This is a genomic window from Psychrobacter sp. Ps7 (assembly GCF_022129225.1).
Lineage (GTDB): Bacteria > Pseudomonadota > Gammaproteobacteria > Pseudomonadales > Moraxellaceae > Psychrobacter > Psychrobacter immobilis_A.
Genome location: NZ_JADQAH010000011.1, coordinates 1 through 23,452, shown reverse-complemented (window position 1 = coordinate 23,452; position 23,452 = coordinate 1). Strand labels below are relative to the sequence as shown.

Sequence of the window (23,452 nt, the reverse complement as noted above, 5' to 3'; positions counted from 1 at the left end):
AGGGAAATAAATTATTTTAAAGGATCGATTTCAATTTCAATCACTGGTGTCTGCATGTCTAATTGGCGTTTAAATTGGCGTAATTGTTCGAGCTCATCCAATAGCTCAAGTATCAAGCCAATCGCAGGAACACTGGCTTCAAAGTCGCGGCTAAGGCGCGAGGCACGGCGCACTGTCGTCAGCTGATAACCAGTGAACTGCTCACGTTCCGGCACATCATATTCGATGATGTCCTCTTCAATCAATTCGATGACCCATTGGCGCTCTTGGCCACAGGCAGATACCAGCTCATCCAAGCTCATGATAATGTCGGTAAATTCAGGCGAGTGTTTCATAGCTATTATCCTCGTTTGCTCTTTATTTCATCGTTATCGTATGGTCTTCATCTCTATTACAGTGTTTCAATGTGAGTAATTTTTGGTGGCCATTAACGACTAATATTGATATCGGCAAAGGCTTGTTTTAGTTGCTCATAAGCTTGGGTCGCGGTCTCAGTGCTGATATCAGGGTTCACGATGTTTAAGGTTAAATACAAATCACCCGCTTGCTTAGCAGGGATACCTTTACCTTTTAGGCGTAAATTGCTACCAGACTTGCTGTTCTTAGGCACAGTCACAGCAAGCGTACCAGCTGGCGTACTGACGTTGATTTTTTCACCCAACGCCGCTTCCCATGGCGCTATATTGACGGTTTGATAAACATCAGCGCCTTCGATACGGATATTGTCTGCGTGACGGATTTTTACTTTTAAAAATAAATCGCCATTTTTTCCGCCACCAATACCAGCGGCACCTTGCCCTGCTAGGCGAATTTGCTTGCCATCAGTGATGCCTTTAGGGATTTTAATTTTCAGCGTTTTGTTGTCATACTCGACACTGCCATTCGGTTGACGAATAGGGACATTCAACTTAATGCTGTAGTCGTCGCCATTATAAACGGACGCCAAATCAACCGTAATCTCTGCATGTTGATCTTGACCTTTACTATCTTGCGAGCCAAAACCACCACGCTGCGATTGTCCACCAGCTGAACCACGTGCACCGCGACCAAATGCCGAAAAGATGTCATCGAAGCGGAAGCCACCATCGCCATAAGCTTCGCCTTCACCAAACTGATCTTTGATATCTTCCCAGCGATAGCCGCCTTGCCCGCCACTTGCAGATTGACCACCAAAACCACCACTTTGACCAGCAAAGGGATTGTCTAGCATGGCGTCATATTCAGCACGCTTTTCTTTATCTCTAATAGTTTCGTAAGCATTATTAATCTCAGCAATCTTATTGTCTGCATCTGGATCATCGCTCACATCAGGGTGATATTGACGGACAAGCTTACGGTATCTTTTTTTAATATCTGCAGCTGACGCGTCTTTTTTGACCCCTAAAATGTCATAGTAATTTTTCTCTGCCATGTTTTTGTCCTCAACATAAAAGCATGTTAATGATACTGGTATGCCCATTTTAAACGATATGGTACGGAAATTTATTCAACTGCGACATAACAGGTGGTAACGATAGTCTATCTAATAATGATAGTAATATAAAAATTCAATACCGTTATACGAATATTACCAGTAATAGTGCCGAACAACAGCAGTGTTTAAGTTGTTTGAAGCACTTAATACATTATGATTCGCCTTTGTCACTGCATTGGCATACTTCTCTATGATTCTGGCATTATTATTCTTTGATAACCACAGACGTCATATCAATTTAACACTCGCCCTAATGAAAAAATAGAGAGTCAAGCCAAAAATACCATTAACAATGTAAATCATTATTTAAAACAATTACATACAGATCACTGGTATTCACTAGCTAGCGCGCATAAATGAGCGTTTTGACCTTGGTAGTTCTTTTACAGAACCGTAAGAATATGACAAAGTATGTGTTGTAAAATGAATATATTGTTTGTACTCATAGGGAGTATGAATAACATAGGCAAGTGTATCTGTCTATTTTATAAATTGCTTAAAGGTATTAAATGTCTTATTTAATCAAGTCTTTGGTTATCACATTATCACTATTGCTGAGTACCACCGTTTTCGCTGGAAACACCAGTTATTACGGCAGTAAGTTCCACGGTAAACGCACTGCTAGTGGTAGTATCTTCAACATGAACTCTTTGACCGCTGCGCATCGCACGTTGCCGTTTGGTACGAAGGTACAAGTGACCAACAAGAAGACAAAGCAGAGTGTAATCGTAAAAATCACCGATAGAGGCCCTTTCATTCGGGGTCGTATTTTGGATTTATCGAAAGCCGCTGCTGGTCAAATAAACTGTCAGTTATGTACGACCACAATGGAAATACTGTCTTATGGTGATGGTAAATACCGTAAGGAATAACGTAATAAAAAAGGGAGAGCCAGCGCTCTCCCTTTTTTTGACTGTCTCAATCAAGTAAAAATAGCTTAAAAAACAATCAAAACCTGCTATTTACTACAACGAACAGCTCTCTACTCAAAACCCGCTTCCATTTCTTCTAATGTCGTCATCAAAAGCAATAGTTTTTCTTCATTGTCACTGTGCTGCTGTTGCAATGCCGTTTGCTCATTAAGTAATAACAGCAAATCAGACTTGCGACCTTCTTCGTATAAATCCGTATCAGCCAGTTTTTCTTCAAGCGTCACGAGCTGTCCATCAATGTTAGCCAATGCCTTTTCTATCTCTTCTATCTCACGGCGAATAGGCGCGGTGAGTTTGCGTTGTTCAGCCGCCAATTTGCGCTGCGCATCTTTACTAAGCGCAGGCGTCGTCGCTTTACTTTTTGATGAATTATCAGGTGCTTTATTACTCACTTGACCATTATCTGTTTCACGTGAAACGAATTTCTTACTCTCTTTTTTACTTTTCTTCTTACTGGTACTTTTATCTGATGAGTTCTCTTGCTTACGCTTTTCTGCCAGCCACTTACCGTAGTCGCTGATGTCACCATCGAACTCCTCGATTTGACCATCATGTACCAAAAACAGCTCATCACAGACGTTGGCAATCAACTCACGATCATGCGAAACCAGTACCACTGCTCCCTCAAATCCTTGCAAGGCAATGGTCAGCGCTTGGCGCATTTGTAAGTCCAAATGGTTGGTCGGCTCATCGAGTACCAGAACGTTCGGACGTTGCCAAACAATCAATGCCAGCGTCAAACGCGCACGCTCGCCACCAGAGAATAGCTCACTCGGCGTATCGATACGCTCACCGCGGAAGTCAAAGCTGCCTAAAAACGAGCGTAGCATCGCATCAGAGGTTTTACCGGCTAGACGACGCAACATCTCTATAGGCGTGGCCTTGGCATCCAAGATATCCATTTGATGCTGGTTGAAGTAGCCTAATTTCAGGGTATCCGAAACACGATACGTCCCTGTTAATACGCCAAGCTCACCGACTAAGGCTTTAATTAAGGTCGACTTACCAGCGCCATTCATACCTAGCAAGCCAAGACGCGTATCCGGCGTCACTTGCACATTGGCATTATATAAAAGTGGCGTATCGCTATAGCCAATATCCGCTTTGGTCAGCTCAATCAGTGGTGAGCTCATATTTGCTGGCTCATAGAAGCGGAAAGAGAACGGGTTGTCCGCCATCATCGGTGACAGCTCAGCCATGCGCTCAAGCTGCTTGATACGGCTTTGTGCTTGCTTAGCTTTACTGGCTTTAGCACGGAAACGACGAATAAAGTCATCCAAGTGTGCTTTAGTCGCTTCTTGTTTTTCAAACGCTTGCTGCTGCTGCGCCATACGCTCGTGACGGGTGCGGATAAATTGCTGATAGTTACCGGTATAAAGGGTGATTTTTTGTTGTTCGACATGCAAGATATGACCAACGGTGGCATCCAAAAAGGCTTGGTCATGCGAGATGACGATGACCAGACCAGTATAGGCATTGATCCACGTCTCAAGCCACAGAATCGCATCCAAATCCAAATGGTTGGTCGGCTCATCGAGTAACATTAAGTCTGCACGGCTCATCAAAGTTTTGGCGAGATTCAAACGCATGCGCCAACCACCCGAAAACCCTTCTACTGGCAATTCATGCTGGCTGGTATTAAAACCAAGACCTGCCATAATTTGTGCCGCTTTAGTCGGCGTACGATAGCCATCAATTTCATCAAACTGCTGATGCAATACCCCGATCTGCTCATCACTAACGCTACTCAAATCATTCAAAGAAGCATTAATCTCATACCACTGCTCATCACCGCTCAATACATAATCGATTGCAGACTGCGTCGTAGCGCCGACTTCCTGCGCCATATGCGCCACATGCCAGCTATCAGGAATACTGACTTCACCTCTATCAAGCGTGACCTCGGTATCTCCTCTGCCCATTCGCGTCAACAATAAGGCAAATAAGGTAGATTTGCCGGTGCCGTTGTTGCCCGTCAAGCCAACTTTGTGGCCCGGATGTAGCTGGAAGCTTGCCCCTGCAAACAACTCACGACCATCACGGCGAACACCAACGTCTTTAAATTCGATCATATAATCTCTTCAACTCAACAGTAATATAAAATATAAGGCAATAAAAAACACACATCTGGCATGTTAACTGGCGGCTATTATTTCAAACGCTTGCCCCATAGGCAAACGATTAAATAACTATTTCAAAACCAAGTGTTTATTCGCACAAAAAGTCTTTCTCTTAGCATGAGTTTATGGGGATAATAACCGCTAGTATCAATCAGCCACCTTCAGCCAGTAGCGTCACTCTTGACAAACGAATCAACACCCCCATTATGATATACTGCGATGAGATAAGTGCCCGTTATCAACCAAATCGTTGTAATGACACAGATATCATATTTATAATGCGCCATTAGTCATACCAATAGCAGCGCCATAATAACAGCACCCAATTGAATCAAACGCCGTGCGTATCTTTATTTGCAACTATTTCATTGCAAACCCTAACTGGACGACCGCATTTGATCCTAGCAACTGAGGTAGATATGAACGAATCAGCCAACCAATTTAATCCAAGCGCCAGCCAGCCAGTAGACCCAACGGTTTTAAGCTTAACCGATAGCGCTGCACAAAAGGTGCGACGTCTACGTGAAGAAGAAGGCGACAGCGATCTGATGTTACGTGTCTATGTGACGGGCGGCGGCTGCTCAGGTTTTTCTTACGGCTTTAACTTTGCCAATGAGCTCAATGAAGACGATGCCAATTTTGATAATGACGATGTAACCTTGGTCGTCGATTCACTAAGCTATCAGTATTTACAAGGCTCTACCGTTGACTATACTGAAGGGTTAGAGGGCGCACGCTTTATCGTCACCAATCCAAATGCCACCACCACGTGTGGCTGTGGCTCATCCTTCTCTATTTAAGTTGGCGAGATGCATGACTTTTGATCAAGATACCTTCCTCGTCAGTCAACGCTATCATAAACCGCTTAACGTCGTACTTTTGAAGCATCTATCTCGTAGGTAGACGCTTCTTGTTTTATGCGTTTTTTAGAAAACAGTAACGCGCTGTGCATAAAATTTTTTATGGAAATACCTATTAAAATCAAGAGGAATGAGCGCCTGTAAAGCTTATCGTATTTGTAATTGTCCGTGGTTTTCAGGGCAGCTTTGAGCTAAACTGACGGCATTCTTAATCCAATATTTACCTTCATTATGGTCAAACGCCAGTCGTGTTTTGAGCCGCCATAATAAATAACAATAGATGACTATTATGAGTAATTTTGCGAGTAGCTTTGTGAATTTTGACATTCCTAATTGGTTTGATAGCAAGCATTTAACGGGCATGCTCCGCGGTATCGAAAAAGAAGGGCTGCGCGTAAGACCCGATGGCTACTTGGCTCAGACACCGCATCCAGCCAAACTTGGCTCAAAGCTCACCCATCCGTTTATCACAACTGATTATTCAGAAAGCCTACTTGAGCTAATTACTGACCCCAAAACCTCACCAAAAGAGACGCTAAACATGCTGCGTCAGTTGCATGTATTGGTCTATCAAGCCATGCCTGAAGGTGAGTTGATGTGGCCGCTGTCTATGCCTTGTATGCTGTCATCGAATGATGAAGACATCCCACTGGCTAATTATGGCAGCTCTAATACGGGTAAGCTCAAGACGCTATACCGTAGCGGGCTTGGTATTCGCTATGGTCGCCGCATGCAAACGATTGCAGGTCTACATTATAACTTGTCTTTTGGTGACGGATTATTTGAAGTCTGGCAAGCTGAAATACCTGCTGCACAAGCGCAAACGCTGACAGAATTTAAAAACGAAAAGTACTTAGGGCTTATCCGTAACTTTAAGCGTCTGACCAGTTTGGTACTGTATTTACTGGGTGCTAGCCCTAGCGTTTGCCCTTGTTTCTTAGCTGGTCGTGAGCATGATTTAGAGCTGCTGAACGACTCAACTTATTATAAGCCTGCTGCCACCAGCCTACGTATGGGCAAGCTTGGTTATACCAATAGTGTGCAAGAACAGCTCGATATTCGTTATAACTATCTGCCAGAGTATGTCGATGGACTGCGCCGTGCGATTCAGACTCCGCACGAAAGCTTTGCCAAGCTTGGCTTAGATGATGCCGATGGCAACCCTATCCAAATCAACAATCATATTTTACAAATAGAAAATGAATACTATAGCCCTATTCGTCCCAAACAAATCGCGATGAGCGGCGAGACACCGACCGAAGCATTAGAGCGCCGCGGTATCGCTTATGTTGAGTTCCGTGCAATCGATCTAGACCCTTATAGCGATGTCGGTATTCGTCTATCTAGCGCCTGTTTCTTAGAGGTCATGGCGCTGTACTGTCTGCTGAGCGACTCACCTGATCTATTACCTGAGGAAGAAGAGACCCTAGCCATCAATCTTGAGCGCGTGGTAAACGAAGGTCGTCGCGAAGGCTTACACATTATAAACAACGGCGAAGAGCAACTGCTTGAGAGCTGGATGCTGGTGCATTTAGAACGTATGCAACCACTTGCCGCGCTACTTGATGCGCATTATGGCGGCAACGATTACCGGGCAGCAGTCGCGTTAATGCAAGGCAAAGCAGGACATTCTGAATCGACTATTTCAGCACAAGTAAACTCTGATAGTCAGCGTTTAGGCAGCTTATGGCAGCTTGGCTTTACCTTGGCGCAGCAGCATCGTGAGTCTTTGTTACAGCAAACGCTTAGCCCAAACACCCAAGCCAAATATGAAGTGTTGGCAGAAAAATCAATATTACAGCAAGCTGAGATTGAAAAAGCCGAAACTGAAGATTTTATGGAATTTTTACAGCAATATCGCTAAGCTTTGATTGCTAAATTCTGACCGCCACTTAATGTGTATAGATGACTACTTTATAAGAGTAACTGCCCGATGCTAAAGCTGACCACTTACCGCAATTTGCAAATATTTTTGGTGATAATAGCCGTAATAGGTATGAGTTTTGCGCTGTTTTTTTTACAGCGCTATATGGGGTTTTCGCCTTGCCCACTGTGTATTTTTCAGCGTATTGGCCTCATAATCATGGGCAGTTTTGCTTTGATAGCGGCATTATTCAACCCTAAATCTAAGGCAGTTAGACTGGTATTGTGGCTTGGTAGCTTAGCAGGTATCGGTTGGGCGACCGCCGTGGCTGGACGTCATGTTTGGCTACAGCATCTACCTGCCGACCAAGTACCTTCTTGTGGTCCAGGGCTGGATTATTGGTTAGATACGCTACCGATTTTGCAAGTATTTAAAGAAGTTTTTGCGGGCTCTGGCGAATGTGCCTCTGTTGAGTGGACATTTATGGGTCTAAGTATTCCTGAACAATCTTTGATTCTATTTATTCTGCTATTGGTGGTACACGTGTTGATATTATGGCGCATTTTACGACCTGTTGCCCCTAGCCGCCTTGCTTGATAGCGAATTAGCCCATACGTTGCTTTTTGCTATATCCTTCGTTTTTGCTAGATCCATTTTTCCAAACGAACAGGCGTGTTTATTACTAAACGTCTGTTCTTTAATGAGCCACTATTAAATATCTCCGATAATTTTCGTTCGTCATATCTATCAATGTTAAACCATTATTCTTAGCTCATGGCTAAACCTATCATAACAAAAAGGCCACAGAGATATCTTTAACCTTTGATATCTTGACACAGTTTATTTGCTTTTTGATGGGTAAAATAGCGTTTTAAATATCCATCACTGTTGACTGATTGGCGATAGGCTACCGATAGCTTCTTCTCGCCGCCTAGCCTCAGATGGCACTTGTAGTCTCGTAGTCTTCTACTCTAATTTAAACATTTATAATTCCTATTATCTTTCCTTTTTGACAACGTATTGAGTTGTCGATAGTGTCGATAATCCTTTGGAATGACTATTAAAAAACTGTTTTTTGGTGTGACCATGATATATTTTTTGCCTACTTGTTCTAACACGCTAACTATCCTCAAACGCGGTGGTCGTTGTTTGCTAGCGCTGCCCCTCTGTGTGCTGCTCATCGGCTGTGATAGTACCTCGTCTAGCGGCGATAAAGGTATGACGACTAAGGTCGCCCCTATCGATCATGTAGAAGAGAACAGCGCACAAGCTAGCGCAGAGAACTTGCCAGAGACCAATCTATTAAATGCGGGTAGTGAGCTAGATAAAGTGTCAGAAGGACAATCGCTGATTGCGGCTGCCCAATCGAGTAACGGTGCACATCCCCATCAATCGCTGACACGCTCAGAGCCGGGTAATGGCACGTTACAAGCCACGTTAATGGGCGATTATGGTGGCATGGTACCCTGTAAATCTTGTGATAGCACTGATATTACATTGAATTTGTTCGCTGATGGTTCAGTGCTAAAAACCAGTATAGATAATAACCCCGAAATGCCGAATGCACCCCTGTTTGAGCCTGGTGTTTATCGTCAAGACAATGATATGATTACGATTGTCTATGAAGACAAAAACATTGAAGCGTATCATATTCAAGACAATCATCTTGTTTTAATCGATGAACATAAAAAACCTAACAATGACTATACCCTGTCGCGTAAATAATAAAATAGCGGCATAAACATTTAGAGGCTCTAAATTTTAGGTGCTCTGAATATAGTGATGCTCAATGAGCCAAACCATTCTTTTAATAACGCCTACTTACTGGGCGTTTTTTATTGGTCATCATGCGGTGTTTACTTTACAATAAGTGCTTATTTTCGACGCTGCTATTTGGCGAACCTATGCTGTTTTTGTGACAGAATATAGGGTTGAAGCAATATAAAGTAGAGGTAAGCCAAGCGGACGTCAATAGTACGTTTGGTGCATGAAGCACGGTTAACGCCGTCGCCATTTATAATATTTTAACTATAGCCAAGACTGATGATCATTAGGTTGAGCGTATCCTAGAATACACCACGGTTAATATCGGTAACTTTTGGGATAATGCTCCATTTTTATTCTTTTAATTTAAGCTCGTACGGAACGTCTATGCATATTCATATTCTTGGTATTTGTGGTACTTTTATGGGCTCACTGGCATTGCTAGCGCGCGAGCTTGGGCATACGGTCACGGGCTCAGATACCAACGTTTATCCGCCGATGTCCACCCAACTGGAAAACGCGGGCGTGACCATTGAGCAAGGCTATCTGGTAGAGCATTTACAACCAGCACCAGATTTAGTCGTCGTTGGTAATGCCATGAAGCGCGGTATGGATGTCATCGAATATATGCTGGACACAGGTCTACGCTATACTTCAGGACCACAGTTTTTATCTGAGCAGGTATTACAATCGCGTCATGTGATAGCCGTTGCCGGTACTCACGGTAAAACCACGACGACGACTATGCTCGCTTGGATATTGCACTATGCGGGTATCGACACTGGGTTTTTAATCGGCGGTGTGCCACTGGTTGATACCACTGATGAGCATTTACAGCACGTCTTCGCTCACAGCAGTTATTTGGGTGCGGATAAAATTGATAATGACGATTCGGTAAATACTGGCTATTTCGTTATCGAAGCAGATGAATATGATTCTGCATTTTTTGATAAGCGTTCAAAGTTCGTTCATTACCGTCCGCGTACGGCTATTTTAAATAACCTAGAATTTGATCATGCGGATATTTTTACGGATCTCAATGCTATTCAGACCCAATTCCATCATATGGTGCGCATGATTCCAAGCACGGGCAAAATCATTATGCCCACAGCGACCACCAGCTTAGAGGAGGCGTTAGCGAAAGGGGTTTGGACACCCGTTTGGCGGACCGCAGTATTGAATTCAGCGGCAGATAATACCCACGCAAAAGATAAGCATGTGAAAGATAGTAGCGAATGGCAAGCTGAACTTATCAGCGAAGATGGTGGTCAATTTGCGGTTAGTTTTGCGGCTGATGTTGCTGATGAAGAAGCCACAGGCGTCGTCGACTGGTCGATGAGCGGCATGCATAATGTGAATAACGCCTTGGTTGCTGTCGCAGCAGCTTATAACATCGGCGTCAGTGTTAAAACTGCGTGCGCGGCGTTATCAGCATTCGCGGGCATTAAACGTCGGATGGAGCTGATTGGCGATGTCAATGATATCTTAGTCTTTGATGATTTTGCCCATCATCCTACAGCCATTACTACGACTTTAGATGGTGCCAAGAAAAAACTGGCGAACAGACGCATTTGGGCTATTATTGAACCACGTAGTAACACCATGAAAATGGGCATTCATCAAGACAGCTTGGCTGAGTCTGCTGCTCTCGCCGATCATACCTTATGGTATGAGCCGACAGGACTGGAGTGGGGTTTAAAAGAAGTCATTGAAAATGCCAATAGCGCAAATCCTAACATGGGCAACCAACAGGTGCTCTCTAGTATCGATGCTATCATCGAGCATATCGACATACACGCAAAAGCGGGTGACGCCATTGTGATTATGTCGAATGGCGGTTTTGAAGGTATTCATCAACGTTTACTAACTGCGCTACGTAATAAAGCCACTTAATAAAGCCACTTAATAAAGCTACTTAATAAAGCTACGCAACAAACAATCTAGCTGGTTTAGTTCTGGTGTCAAATAAGAGCGTTGCTTATTATAAATGAGCAACGTTTTTTTATGATCAACTTTTTCTGATTAATTGCGATTACTATTGGAACGTCGGTATTAGAGAGTATCAGTATTAGGGAGCGTCGATATCCAAAAATGCTTTGATATATAAACGGCGTTTTCGACTTCACTACCTTTGTAACCTTTCATTTACCTATTCTACCTGCATATTAGCAAATCTACGATTTTCCTCACATAGCTCATACACTGGTAACATTTCGCGCTTACCTTTACGTCTATACAGTGCTTACAATGAGCTTATCAAAATTGATTAACTATTATAAATGATAATAAATTAGGAGAATAATATGAGCTTTATTTGGATGATTATTGTAGGTCTGGTTGCAGGTTTATTGGCACGAGCCATCAAGCCAGGTAGCGACCCGATGGGCTGGATAATGACAATTGTATTGGGTATCGTCGGTGCTTTATTAGGTGGCTTCTTAGCTGGTCTCATCGGTATAAATGCTGATGGCGGATTTACTGGTTTGATATTCTCAGTAATCGGTGCGATCATCCTGTTATTTATCTATGAGATGATTATGAGCAAACGTGGCGTATAACTTGGCACTTTTTCTCAGATGTTTTGGTTGCACAAAGTGACTTTAATGACTCAGAAGTGGCTTGATCCACTAAACTCAATTTGCTAAAAAGCAACCCTACTTATGCAAGTCAGATTACATCTAATCTAGCTTATATAAATCAAAAAGCCTTGCGAATTGCAGGGCTTTTTTATGCCTATAATAAAAGCGACCTCCTTGATTTTTTACGATGATAAAAAGCAATAATTGTGCGAAAGTATTGATAAGCATTACTTTTGTCCCCATTTATCCTATAATATCAACCCTATTTTATCCCTATCATTGAGGTGAGCGTTATGGCTTTACTCCCTATTTTAAATTACCCAGACCCGCGCCTGCGTACTATTGCTACGCCTGTTAAGGAAGTGACTGCTGAAATCAAAACCTTAATCGCTGATATGATTGAGACGATGTATGAGGCACAAGGTATCGGTTTGGCGGCAAGCCAAGTGGATCGCCATATTCAGCTCATCGTCATGGATCTGTCTGAAGATAAAAATAGCCCTAGAGTTTTTATCAACCCAAAGGTGACACCATTGGTGGAAGAGAAACAGCCCTATGAAGAAGGTTGTTTGTCCGTACCTGAAGTCTATGACAGTGTTGAGCGCCCGAATAAAGTGCGTATTGAAGCCTTAGATGAGAATGGTCAAAAAATCGATGAAGAAGTAGAAGGCTTACTCGCGGTATGTATCCAACATGAAATGGATCATTTAAATGGGGTCATATTCGTCGATTACCTATCACGTCTCAAGCAAACTCGTGCTCGCGATAAAGTGCGTAAAATCGTTAAAATACGCGAAAAACAAAGTGAACAAACGGCGGATAAACAGCCACAGCCCAGCCATTCTTAGCCCATTCATTATCTAAGCTATTTTTACGTCATTTAATCAGCATGGACGCAAGGTTTTATCACCTGTGAGATGCGTGATGACACTAATGTGAGATGACAATGACGTGATGCGAGCATTTACTCTTTAACACCTACTGTCTTTATTAAAGGTTTCCTACCATGACCATGATCAAAATTGACCAATATTTTGACCCTGCCGGCTGGCAGAAATTCACTCAAGCTGCTGAAGGTCGCGAGACGCCATTTTTGGTCGTGGACCTTAGCCGTATCAAAACCAAATATCACGAAATGGTTGGGTTTTTTCCCAATGCTAAAATCCATTATGCAATGAAAGCCAGTCCTGCTGTTGAAGTGATTAACTTGCTTGCTGATCTTGGTTCGAACTTTGATTGTGCCTCCATCTATGAGCTTGATCGCGTACTAGACTGCGGCGTTGAGCCATCGCGTATCTCTTATGGCAATACCATCAAAAAAGCGGAGCATGTCAAATATGCCTTTGAAAAAGGTATTGACTTGTATGCGACCGACTCAGAAGCGGATCTAAAAAATATTGCCAAGCACGCCTCTGGTTCAAAAATCTTTGTGCGTATCTTAGTACAAGGCTCTGAGACCGCTGAATGGCCATTGTCTCGTAAGTTTGGTTGTCATCCCAATATGGCGATTGAGCTGTTGATTCAAGCTCGTGATTTGGGTCTAGTGCCTTATGGCATCTCATTCCACGTCGGTAGTCAGCAAAAGGACGTTGCCGCTTGGGATGATGCGCTAGCCAAGGTCAAATACATGTTTGACTGGATGAAAAACGAAGAAGATATTAAGCTACAAATGATCAATTTGGGTGGCGGTTTTCCAGCCAACTATATCAGTGAAGTGAACCCTATAAAAGTCTACGCTGAAGAGATCACTCGTTATTTGACAGACGACTATAGTGAAGAGGACATGCCTGAGATTATCCTTGAGCCAGGTCGTTCATTGGTTGGTGGATCGGGCGTATTGGTCAGTGATGTGGTGCTTATCTCGCGTAAGTCGCACACGGATTTAACGCGTTGGGTCTATACCGATGTGGGCTTATTCCAAGGCTTAATCGAGACATTGGGAGAGGCCATCAAGTATCCGGTTTATACGCCTAAGATGGAAACATCCACCAGCAAAGGCACTGTGGTACTGGCAGGTCCTACTTGTGATTCGACCGATATCATGTATGAAGAAGCGGGCTATCAATTGCCAGAAGAGCTAGAGATTGGTGATAAAATCTTTTGGTTGACCACGGGTGCTTATACTAACTCGTACTCATCTATTGAGTTCAATGGTTTTCCACCGTTAGAAGTGATCTACGTTGACTAATCTGTAATAGATTATTATCGATAAAAAGCGCGATACTGCTCATTACAGTATCGCGCTTTTTTATACCAAAGATAATAGTAATTGATGCAAGGCTACTGCACCATTATCCAAATTGGTGTGTTTTTAGTGCTATCAATGACACGATTGCTACCATAACTTGCGCGTTGATTTTGGCTACTTTGAGAGATTTGTCCGATAGTTATCCATTGATTACGTGGGATAATAATGGTCGTGTCTAATCGTTGACCTTGAATGGCATGATTACTATTTTTCTGAGAAGTTGAATAGGAGCGTGCGAGTTTTTCTTCAACTTGTGACAAGGTTACTTCGACTTGACCAGTCGGTAATAATTTTGGCGTAACCGTGATGCCTTGCGTCGTTGGTAGCAATACCTGCTGCTGAATGACAATCTGTACTGAGGGACTTTTATAATTTGTATAACTATTTACATCAGAGGTTTGATTCAGCGCATAAAGCGTCCCTGTACTGATGCTGGCGGCACTACCTGACAAGGTTTGTACTTGGTATAAATTATTTGTTTGCTGTTGGCTATTGCTCTGATGAATAATCCCTGACCCTTGAATACCAAGGTTGCTAACAATGACCTGCCCTTGCTGAATATTACCTTGGACGCTGCTATTGTTGCCAACACGCACAGCGACCGTCAATGCCTGTGGCTGACCGTCAATCTGAGTCAATAACTGCTGTACCGCCTGATAGTTAGCGGCTGTCGTATGCAACACTAACTTGTCTTGATAGGTAGTAACCGTACCACCGTCACGACTATTATTCAGTTGCTGACGAACAGCAGGTAATAATGCATCACCGCCATAGGTATCAATGACGTAGGTTTGAAAAGTAGCTGCTTGTGCGACTATTGGCACTACCGTCAAATTGAGGGCAAATGCTATTTGGCTACCGTAAAGCGTACTTTTTCTAGGTTTGAGTGTCTTGACGCTGTTGGCAGATTTGATACTTCTGGCACCCATAACAACAGCTACACCGCGACTAAAACTCGCTATTAGATTCTTGCTAAACTTATCCATGCTTGACTCCTAACCGTCATTCCACTTTATCAATAAGCTATCCTCAGCAACCATAAAGCAGCAAACGGCAAGCAATAAACTCTAATCACTCAAACCTTACTTGCTCAAAAACTAGTCATTTAAACCCAACACGTCCTGCATATTATATTGCCCAACTTCTTGTTTGATAACCCAAATAGCGGCACGTACAGCACCCGCAGCAAAAGTCATACGCGCGCGGGCACGATGGGTAATTTCAACCACCTCACCATCGGCAATAAACATCACGGTATGATCGCCAATGATTTCACCGCCGCGAATGGCATGAATACCAATAGTACCTGCTTTGCGTTCGCCCGTCTGTCCTTCGCGGCCATAAACAGCGACGTCTTTTAGATTCTGTCCACGAGCTTCTGCGACGGCTTCTGCCATCATATATGCTGTGCCTGATGGCGCATCGATTTTATGCTTATGGTGTGCTTCGATGACTTCTACATCGGCATCCTCGCCAAATGCCTTCGCGGCCATGCCGAGTAACTTTAATGACAGATTAACGCCTGTTGAGTAGTTACCAGCATAGACAATCGCAATTTTCTCGCTGGCTTTTGCCAATACTTGCTCTTGCTGCTCATTGAATCCTGTCGTCCCAATAACCATCGCGACATTGTTTTCAGCGCAAATCTGCATATTTTGCTCAGTAGCATCAGGCAAGCTAAAGTCAATCAGTACATCGATGTCATTAATGACAACTTTTAAATCATCGACAATTTGCACCTCTAAGCGACCGATAGCGGCGACTTCGCCAGCATCCGCGCCGACAAGGCTTGAACCTTGACGTTCTATCGCGGCATTTAATGTCGTTTGCGAGTTGTCTTGTACCGCTTCTATTAGCATACGCCCCATACGACCACCAGCACCAATCACCCCGACTTTGATGGCTTGTTTATTTGTATTTTCTTGCGCTGTTATCTGTTGGCTCATATGTTTACCCTAAAAGCTCTATATTAATAAGAAAGGTTTTAAATGTTATGATGCTAAGTTTAGCAAATATCACCACCTGAATGGTTTTTTATAACGTCAATAAAAACCCCCAGTGTTTCATGTGAAACACTGGGGGTTTTGTATCTAGTCATTTAACCAAACGGATGATTAAAACAACTCAGTTAATCAAATAAGTCGCCAATCTTTTTAAAGAATGACTTCTTATGTGGCGACTGCTGATGCTTGCTATCACCGTCAAGCGTATCTTGGAACTGGCGCAACAGGTCTTTTTGCTCGCGAGTTAAGTTCACTGGGGTTTCGATAACCACACGGCAAATCAAGTCACCTTTCATGGTGGTGCGTACTGGCGTCACGCCTTTGCCGCGCACACGCAGCAACTTACCACTTTGCGTGCCTTCTGCAACCTTGATTTTTACTTTGCCATCTAGGGTTGGAATTTCGACCTCTTTACCTAGTGCCGCATCGGTGATGCTCACAGGTACATCCATATAGAGATCAGCCCCTTGACGGGTAAAGACATTATGCGGTTTTACCCGTACTTCAACGTATAAGTCGCCGTTTTGTACACCCGCGCCGCCCGCTTCGCCTTCGCCTGCTAGACGAACGCGATCACCATCATCAACACCCGCTGGGATAGACACTTCTAGCGTACGTGATTTGTCTTTAACGCCATTACCGTGACAGTCAGAGCACGGATTTTTGATTTGTTTACCGGTGCCGCCGCAATGTGGGCAAGCCTGCTGAACGGCAAAAAATCCTTGCTGCATACGTACTTGACCTTGTCCATGACAGGTCTGACAAGTCACGATATCAGAGGCATTTTTTGCCCCTTTACCATCGCAAGTATCGCACGGCGCAGGTGCCGTAAAACTGATTTCTTTTTTGCTGCCACGTACCGCTTCTTCTAAAGTCAGCTCGATCACATAACGCAAATCAGAACCACGGCGCGAACGTCCACCGCCACCACCACGCTGCTGACCGAAGATATCGCCGAAGTTGCCGAAGATATCACCGAAAATGTCTTGGAAGTTGCCACCACCTGCACCGCCAAAGCCGCCGCCGCCCATACCATTTTCGAAGGCTGAATGACCCATGCGATCGTAAGCAGAGCGCTTCTCTTCGCTGCTTAGTACTTCGTAAGCCATGGATGCTTCTTTGAATTTATCCTCAGCATCTGGATCATCAGAGTTACGGTCAGGGTGATATTTCATAGCCAGCTTACGGTAAGCTCGCTTAATTTCTTTGCTTTCAGCGGTCTTGCTCACACCTAATACTTCATAAAAATCGCGCTTACTCATGGGCTCTCCTATCGTCTTTACAGTCCACCGGACAGTCGATTCAGTAGTTCTAGTCAACCACCACCTTAATACGACTCACTATGGCACTCAAAGGTTTCACATGAAACATCATAAATAGTGAGAGAAAATAGGTGATACTGCTATGAATCTTACAAGCGAATACGGCGGGATGCTGCTTAGCCAAATCAATTATTAAAAGTTTGCGCTATTTATGGAGATGCTATGGCGATTTATCAAGCGCTTAGGCAGGGAAAGTATCCACTATAGTGCGCTTGGCCATACAAAAAGGTTTTATTAAGGAATGAACAAAGGTTTTCATACCTTAAAAAGGCTCAGCCATGCTAATATTTATCGCTATATTTTTGGGGTTTTAGATTTATACTCACCAGTATTAAATCTGCCCATCATTACGTTTTTGTTTTGCGATAAGGGTTTGATTTTTATGAAGAAGCTGATTATTTTATTAATCGTCATTGCCGTCGCTGTCTATGCAGGCTCGCCCTATTACAGCGCTTATCAGCTTAAAAATGCCTACGATGCCAAAGACGGCGCGACCATCGCCGCAGCGATCGACTATGAGCAGGTGCGACCTAGTATCCAAAACCAACTCACCAGTCAGTTTACGGCGACTATGGCCAATTATCCATTGGTCGCTGAGTTGGGCGGCGAGCCATTGACCCAAGCCGCCAATAGCTTTATCACGCAGGCGGTGGATGGTGCTATCACGCCACAAAATATCGAAAAAGTTATCGATACCCAAGGTCAGGCTAACACCGCGACCAAAGAACTGGCCGCTGCATGGGCAATCGCCAGTAATCAAGTCGATCTCAAAAATTTGATTCAAAATATTATCATCCAGCGCGGTGATGTAGATGCAGTGGTCAAAAGCCAAATGCAGCAAATCATGGAAAAACAAGCCGCTGAACTGGAGCAACAGGTAGCGCAAGGGTCGGACAGTGACAAGCCAACATTGGGCTATTGTGGTATTAATTGCTTCACTATTAGCGGTCAGGTAAAAGGTTATCCGCTCACCATCGAGATGCAGCGTAACGGCTTAATTGATTGGAAAATCGTTGATATCGTGTTGCCACAATAGACTTGCTACCCCTAACGGTTAGAGGCAATAAAAAACCGCCACATAGATTACTTATGTGGCGGTTTTTTTATCAATATTAAGGAATATCATCTCTTAACACATTTTTTATTCATAACTTTATTAAACATCTATGTGAGCTACTGTACGCCCAAAAATTCTAAAAACTCAGGACTCTCAAAGCTCGCTTGAAACAACACGCCATCTTCACGGTAAATAGCAGGCGTTGCCATCACCGCAAGCCCTGCCGCTTTTTCGCGATTGGGCGTCACATGATCGGCTGTACAACTTGCTGGTGCCGGTGTCATCTCACCCTGCAACATTGCTTTATCAAAAGCTTTACGACGGCTGTCCTCGTCACCTTGGCACCAAATGCCACGCATTTGCTCAGGGGACTGCTCGTATATCGGATAACCAATGGTTTTAACCGTCACACCTTTGGCATTAAGCATCGGTAGCTGTTGATGCAAGCGACGGCAATAAGGACAGTTGACATCATTGGCTACATAAATAACCGCTCTCTCAGGGTCGGTCGCTGGATAATTAATCAGCTGGCTTTCATCTAAAGTTGCAAACACAGACTGATTTTTACGCTTTTCAAACTCCTCATCGAGCCCGATAAACTGACCATTTTCAATCACTGATATCTCACCATCGGTAATATACTGCGCATCATCCGATAGTAAAAAAGGCACGCCTTCTAATGTCGCACCCCAAATCACGCCTGGCACTGCGGTATAAAAAAATGGCGTCTTAGTGCTCATATTTTTTAGCGCATCCATATTTGCCAATATATCAGCTTTGACACTCGCACTGACAGGTTTGCCTGCCTGCGCACTGGTGCTACGCGCTGGTGTCTTGGTAACTACACGATTGCTTGGATTCTTTTGTAGCTCGCCTTGAATGACATATTTGCCATCTTCAGTGATATGCAAAGGCAACTGCCCCGCCAAATTGACTTGATACATATTGGGCAAGTTGGACGGCACAATAGAGCTAATTTGTGTTTTGATCCCTGCCTGAGTAAGCAATTGGCGCAAGCGACTGTCAACAGACTTGCTAACAGTGCCAGCAGCTTTTGTATTTTGAGTACTCTGGCTAGCTTTTTGGTCAGTAGCGGCAGTATCACTAGACTGGGCACAGGCGGTGGTTGCCAATAACATGGCGCCAATTAAACTGGCAGATTTTAATAGAGATGATTTCACAGAGACGGTCCTATCTGGTTTTAACAAAAACAGCTTTTAATAACAGCTCGTTTCAGTAACAACGATTTTTAATAACTTTTAATTTTAACAACACTCAATCTTAAGAATAGCCGTTTCTAATAATACTCGCTTCTAACAATATCGGTTTCTAACAATAGCTACTTTTAATAAAGATAACGATATTATGTAAAAAAATAGATTAAAAAAAGATAGGCAGACTTTAGCACAAGGAACACTTTTGCAAAGGTTTAACGGCTCAATTTTGCAAAACTGCTACTGAGCTTTAAGAGATAGGCAACACAGTGTGCACGCGAGACATAACAGGGTAAAAGTGATAGATAAAAACTACAGTTAAAAACCATGGTCAAACACTACGGTCAAAAAAAGCAGCACACTGTTGAGTGGCTGCTGATTGTAAAGAAGTGCTTGCGAGTTCATTTCAAGATGAAAAACTTAGAACTTAGCGACTTCTTCAGGTGTTAAAAAGCGACTGTCGCCTTTCTCTAATCCTTCCAAAGTAATATGACCGACACTGGCGCGATGCAGCTCAACCACTCGATTGCCAAAGTAACCCATCATCCGTTTTACTTGATGATATTTACCTTGCTCAAGCGTCAAACGCGCATGCGTCTCGTCAATGAATTCGAGAACCGCAGGTTTTGTTTCTTCGTGGTCGCCTTCTAAAAGGATGCCTTCAGCGACTTCTTTGACGGCATTGGCTTGCGCCGCTTCATCCATCGCATCTGCTAAAGTCAGCTCATAAATTTTGGCATGTTCATGCTTAGGGCTGGTGACACGGTGCAACCATTTACCATCATCACTCATCAATAATGCGCCGGTCGTATCAACATCGAGACGCCCTGCAATGCGCAAACTACCAAGCTCTGGCACCGCAATCAGCTCAGTGACAATTGGATGCTCTTTCACTTTTAGCGTACATTCAAAGCCTTCAGGCTTATGTAATAGAATATAACGACTGCCCGCAGCGACCGATAATGGCTCGCCTGCCCAAATCACGTCGTCATTGACCACATCGACGTGGACGCCTGGGTCTTTGATGACCTGATCATTTACCGTCACTTCACCAGCGTGCAGAATTTTTTTGGATTCTTTACGCGATAGCTCAGTGGCTTTACTCAAAAATTTATCTAGACGCATATATTGCCTACCATTCGTTTGATGATACCTACTTTACCGTAGCAGCTAACGACACCAGCATTCACACTGAGCTTGTCCGCTATCTTCATGGGTCAGAAGTGGTACTATAATAAAAAATTAAATGAACACTGCACCCAATATGGACGACAGTGAAAGTTAGACAAGTTTACCATATCCAACCTAGACCTGATGAAATATGAGCTATCAAACGCTAAAACGCGCTGTCACTGCGCGCTTAGAAATTAAAAAATCCGAGTTTATTGCTTACGCTTATTCTGTAACCTCGCGTGAGCAGGCAATGTTTCACGTGGAACAACTACGTGAGCAATATGCCGATGCGCGCCACCACTGCTGGGCATATATCATTGGTGATCCCAATAACACCACCAGTGCTGGCTTTGATGATGATGGTGAACCGAATGGTACGGCAGGGCGACCTATATTAAATGTGTTGCAGCATAAAGCGATCGGTAACGTCATTATTATCGTCGTGCGTTATTTTGGTGGTATTAAACTGGGCGCAGGCGGTCTAACCCGTGCTTATGCAGGCGCAGCGCAAGCAGTCGTCGACCAGATGATATTGCTGCCTTATGTGCCGATGGCGCAAGTGCAGATAATGGCAGAGTTTGCGACCGAAGCACAATGTCGTTATATCGTCGATAGCTTAGGTGGCAGTATCGATGATGTCGCTTATAGTAAACAAGTGACATTGACCGTGACGGTTGCTGAGGCAGATATCGACCATTTAAAAGAACGTCTAGCGATGGATGGACGAGTATTAGATGAATCGCAAAAAACAAATGAGTAACCATGCGTTCACTGAGCATTCACTAAATCTTATTGGTTTTGATAACTGTCATGGGTATGATAAGGCACTGATTGTTAAAGATGATTTTAACGCCCATTAAATAAGATACCTTTATGCCAACCTCAAATTCGCCAACTTCAAAACCGAGCCAACCCTTCTCTCCAGCGCCTTTTAAACCGCCCTTTTGGCTGACCAATCCGCATCTGCAAAGCATCTTGCCTAAGTTTTTTGCCCCTAAAGCGCCCACTTATCGCCGTGTGGTCGAAAAAGACTCGTTGGATGAAAGTGATATTGCTTATGACTTTTATGATGCGCATTCTATCGCCACCGTAGAAAATGGCGGACGTGAGCAAACGCCATTAATCGTGCTATTCCACGGTATGGAAGGCAGTAGCGACAGCCATTATGCACGTGCTTTGGCGCATCAAATACATGCGCAAGGCTGGCACTTTGTGGTGGCGCACTTCCGCAGTTGTGGCGGCATTCCTGCTAATGGTCGGGTTTTTTATAACGCGGGTGACACGGATGAAGTGCATCACGCGCTGCAAAACCTAAGTCAGCAGTACGCCAATATTTATGCGGTTGGGGTATCACTGGGCGGCAATGCTTTGGCGAAATACATGGGCGAATATGGTGATAAAGCAATCTGCCAAGGCGCTGTGGTCATCTCCGCTCCCGTTGATATGTCATCGGCGGCGCTTAGTATGCACAGCTTTTTGAGCCATCGAATTTACACCCCTTATTTGCTCAACCCGATTATCAAAAAAGCCTTAGCCAATGACATCAGTAAAGAGGAGATTGACTCGATCAAAGCGGTCAATCGCATCAGTGACTTTGACGATATCTTTACCGCGCCGCGTCACGGCTACCGCTCTAATAACCACTACTATCAAGCCTCATCAGCCCTGCCTTATTTGATAAAAGTAACGAAACCATTGTTACTTATTAGTGCCAAAGACGACCCTTTCCTTGGTTTTACCGCCACGCCAAACGATGTGTCTGACAGTGTCACTATTTTAGACACTGAGCATGGCGGGCATGTGGGTTTTATTCGTTATCACTCTGATAAAGACAAGTCACCGCATCTTTATAAAAAATCAAGATTTGATATCAACTGGATACCTGAAACTGTGAGCGCTTATTTTAATCATATCGGTGTAGCATCTAATAAGCCCTAAAATAAAAATACTCACTTTACCTTTTACTCTTTTGAGATTGCACTATGTATCCCTTTATCCGTTATGCTAGCACCATCGCCCACGCCGCGCTACAAGTCAAAAAAGGCAATACCTTAACGTTTAAAGATACCAGCGAGATTAGCTTTCGCTGTCGTCTGACAGATATTGATAATTTCTTAGAGATGAATAATGGTCGCGTACTTACCCTTTTTGATATGGGTCGTACTGACTTCGCGGTGCGTAGCGGGCTTGGACGTCAACTGCTCAAGCAGCGTTGGGGTTTGGTCGTCGCTGGCAGTACCATCCAATATCGCAAACGCATTCGCGCTTTTGATAAGGTCACCATGAAAACGCATATCGTCGGCTTTGATGAGCGTTGGATATATATCGAGCAGTCGATGTGGGTAAAGGGCAAACCTTGCTCCTCTGCGCTACTGCGGACGGGCGTAACTGAAAAAGGTAAGGTGATAGAAACAGCACGTGTACTAGCCTCATTGGGGCAAGCAGATTGGCAGTTGCCACCGAGTGGCTATGTGGCAGAATGGATCATCAGTGATGCTGATCGTCCGTGGCCACCGCAAAGTTAGCATTTATTATTCAGCTTTATTCATAAGTCACAAACACCTATTCACAATCAGTTAACCTTATAACTACTATTTCCTAACAATACATTATATAAATATATATATTAAATGTTAGGATAGTAGTGAGCATCATACTCAGCTCAACTAAATACTATCTAATTAAAACAGTCTTATAAGGAGAATAATATGGCTAACACGACGGATTATGTCGGTACGTTATTTGATAATAGTGAATCAAATCCAAGCAAAATCACCTTAGCATTTACGATGGCAGGTGTGGCACTTAAAAAAGGTCATTCTGCCTCAGTGATATTGATGGT

General features: G+C 43.7%; 21 protein-coding genes. 13 read left to right on the top strand and 8 right to left on the bottom strand.

What is annotated here, in order from left to right; all coding sequences use genetic code 11:
* Positions 1-11 precede the first annotated feature (11 nt).
* Both I3257_RS05780 and I3257_RS05775 read right to left on the bottom strand, forming a co-directional pair.
* Positions 12-335, bottom strand: a complete 324-nt coding sequence (locus tag I3257_RS05780) for a chaperone modulator CbpM (protein WP_060490155.1) — start codon at positions 333-335, stop codon at positions 12-14.
* Positions 336-427: 92 nt separating this feature from the next.
* Positions 428-1,411: a DnaJ C-terminal domain-containing protein gene (locus I3257_RS05775; protein ID WP_238049091.1), complete on the bottom strand. Its 984-nt coding sequence runs from the start codon at positions 1,409-1,411 to the stop codon at positions 428-430.
* Positions 1,412-1,983: 572 nt separating this feature from the next.
* On the opposite strand from I3257_RS05775, the gene I3257_RS05770 reads away from it, so the two are divergent.
* Complete coding sequence (locus I3257_RS05770) at positions 1,984-2,346, top strand: septal ring lytic transglycosylase RlpA family protein (RefSeq protein WP_238049090.1); 363 nt, start codon at positions 1,984-1,986, stop codon at positions 2,344-2,346.
* Between the two features lie 110 nt (positions 2,347-2,456).
* On the opposite strand, the gene I3257_RS05765 is transcribed toward I3257_RS05770, so the two are convergent.
* A complete protein-coding gene (locus I3257_RS05765; protein ID WP_238049089.1) occupies positions 2,457-4,478 on the bottom strand; it encodes an ATP-binding cassette domain-containing protein in 2,022 nt (673 codons plus the stop codon).
* A 467-nt stretch (positions 4,479-4,945) separates the two neighbouring features.
* Between I3257_RS05765 and erpA the strand changes: the two genes are divergently transcribed.
* From erpA to I3257_RS05725, 8 genes are all read left to right on the top strand, one after another.
* Positions 4,946-5,326, top strand: coding sequence for an iron-sulfur cluster insertion protein ErpA (erpA, locus tag I3257_RS05760; protein WP_045443732.1), 381 nt, complete (start codon positions 4,946-4,948; stop codon positions 5,324-5,326).
* Positions 5,327-5,675: 349 nt separating this feature from the next.
* The gene (gene gshA, locus I3257_RS05755; RefSeq protein WP_238049088.1) at positions 5,676-7,250 is read left to right on the top strand and encodes a glutamate--cysteine ligase; all 1,575 of its coding nucleotides are present in this window, start codon (positions 5,676-5,678) and stop codon (positions 7,248-7,250) included.
* A 69-nt stretch (positions 7,251-7,319) separates the two neighbouring features.
* On the top strand, positions 7,320-7,847 hold the full coding sequence (locus I3257_RS05750) for a disulfide bond formation protein B (protein WP_109590535.1): 528 nt from the start codon (positions 7,320-7,322) through the stop codon (positions 7,845-7,847).
* A 489-nt stretch (positions 7,848-8,336) separates the two neighbouring features.
* On the top strand, positions 8,337-8,975 hold the full coding sequence (locus I3257_RS05745) for a copper resistance protein NlpE N-terminal domain-containing protein (protein WP_238049087.1): 639 nt from the start codon (positions 8,337-8,339) through the stop codon (positions 8,973-8,975).
* A 426-nt stretch (positions 8,976-9,401) separates the two neighbouring features.
* Positions 9,402-10,907, top strand: a complete 1,506-nt coding sequence (gene mpl, locus I3257_RS05740; RefSeq protein ID WP_238049086.1) for a UDP-N-acetylmuramate:L-alanyl-gamma-D-glutamyl-meso-diaminopimelate ligase — start codon at positions 9,402-9,404, stop codon at positions 10,905-10,907.
* Between the two features lie 410 nt (positions 10,908-11,317).
* On the top strand, positions 11,318-11,572 hold the full coding sequence (locus I3257_RS05735; protein ID WP_055125583.1) for a GlsB/YeaQ/YmgE family stress response membrane protein: 255 nt from the start codon (positions 11,318-11,320) through the stop codon (positions 11,570-11,572).
* Positions 11,573-11,886: 314 nt separating this feature from the next.
* Positions 11,887-12,441, top strand: a complete 555-nt coding sequence (def, locus tag I3257_RS05730; RefSeq protein ID WP_238049085.1) for a peptide deformylase — start codon at positions 11,887-11,889, stop codon at positions 12,439-12,441.
* A gap of 164 nt (positions 12,442-12,605) precedes the next feature.
* Positions 12,606-13,781 (top strand): type III PLP-dependent enzyme, encoded by a 1,176-nt coding sequence (locus tag I3257_RS05725; protein ID WP_238049122.1) that lies wholly within the window; start codon positions 12,606-12,608, stop codon positions 13,779-13,781.
* 92 nt (positions 13,782-13,873) lie between these two features.
* Here the strand turns inward: I3257_RS05725 and I3257_RS05720 are convergent, their stop codons facing one another.
* The 3 genes from I3257_RS05720 to dnaJ all read right to left on the bottom strand — a co-directional run bounded on the left by I3257_RS05720 (position 13,874) and on the right by dnaJ (position 17,106).
* Positions 13,874-14,827 carry a hypothetical protein gene (locus tag I3257_RS05720; RefSeq protein ID WP_238049084.1) on the bottom strand — a complete coding sequence of 318 codons (954 nt, stop codon included), beginning with the start codon at positions 14,825-14,827 and terminating at the stop codon, positions 13,874-13,876.
* Positions 14,828-14,938: 111 nt separating this feature from the next.
* The gene (gene dapB, locus I3257_RS05715; protein ID WP_238049083.1) at positions 14,939-15,787 is read right to left on the bottom strand and encodes a 4-hydroxy-tetrahydrodipicolinate reductase; all 849 of its coding nucleotides are present in this window, start codon (positions 15,785-15,787) and stop codon (positions 14,939-14,941) included.
* A gap of 182 nt (positions 15,788-15,969) precedes the next feature.
* Complete coding sequence (gene dnaJ, locus I3257_RS05710; protein WP_238049082.1) at positions 15,970-17,106, bottom strand: molecular chaperone DnaJ; 1,137 nt, start codon at positions 17,104-17,106, stop codon at positions 15,970-15,972.
* A 301-nt stretch (positions 17,107-17,407) separates the two neighbouring features.
* Here dnaJ and I3257_RS05705 point away from each other — a divergent pair, with 301 nt between their 5' ends.
* Positions 17,408-18,202 carry a DUF2939 domain-containing protein gene (locus I3257_RS05705; protein WP_238049081.1) on the top strand — a complete coding sequence of 265 codons (795 nt, stop codon included), beginning with the start codon at positions 17,408-17,410 and terminating at the stop codon, positions 18,200-18,202.
* 137 nt (positions 18,203-18,339) lie between these two features.
* Here the strand turns inward: I3257_RS05705 and I3257_RS05700 are convergent, their stop codons facing one another.
* Positions 18,340-19,404 (bottom strand): disulfide isomerase DsbC N-terminal domain-containing protein, encoded by a 1,065-nt coding sequence (locus I3257_RS05700; RefSeq protein ID WP_238049080.1) that lies wholly within the window; start codon positions 19,402-19,404, stop codon positions 18,340-18,342.
* Between the two features lie 453 nt (positions 19,405-19,857).
* Positions 19,858-20,562 (bottom strand): pseudouridine synthase, encoded by a 705-nt coding sequence (locus tag I3257_RS05695; RefSeq protein ID WP_045442943.1) that lies wholly within the window; start codon positions 20,560-20,562, stop codon positions 19,858-19,860.
* A 196-nt stretch (positions 20,563-20,758) separates the two neighbouring features.
* Between I3257_RS05695 and I3257_RS05690 the strand changes: the two genes are divergently transcribed.
* From I3257_RS05690 to I3257_RS05680, 3 genes are all read left to right on the top strand, one after another.
* Positions 20,759-21,370 (top strand): YigZ family protein, encoded by a 612-nt coding sequence (locus I3257_RS05690; protein WP_238049079.1) that lies wholly within the window; start codon positions 20,759-20,761, stop codon positions 21,368-21,370.
* 113 nt (positions 21,371-21,483) lie between these two features.
* On the top strand, positions 21,484-22,548 hold the full coding sequence (locus tag I3257_RS05685) for an alpha/beta fold hydrolase (RefSeq protein WP_238049078.1): 1,065 nt from the start codon (positions 21,484-21,486) through the stop codon (positions 22,546-22,548).
* A 44-nt stretch (positions 22,549-22,592) separates the two neighbouring features.
* Positions 22,593-23,135 (top strand): acyl-CoA thioesterase, encoded by a 543-nt coding sequence (locus I3257_RS05680; RefSeq protein ID WP_055125591.1) that lies wholly within the window; start codon positions 22,593-22,595, stop codon positions 23,133-23,135.
* Positions 23,136-23,452: the final 317 nt, after the last annotated feature.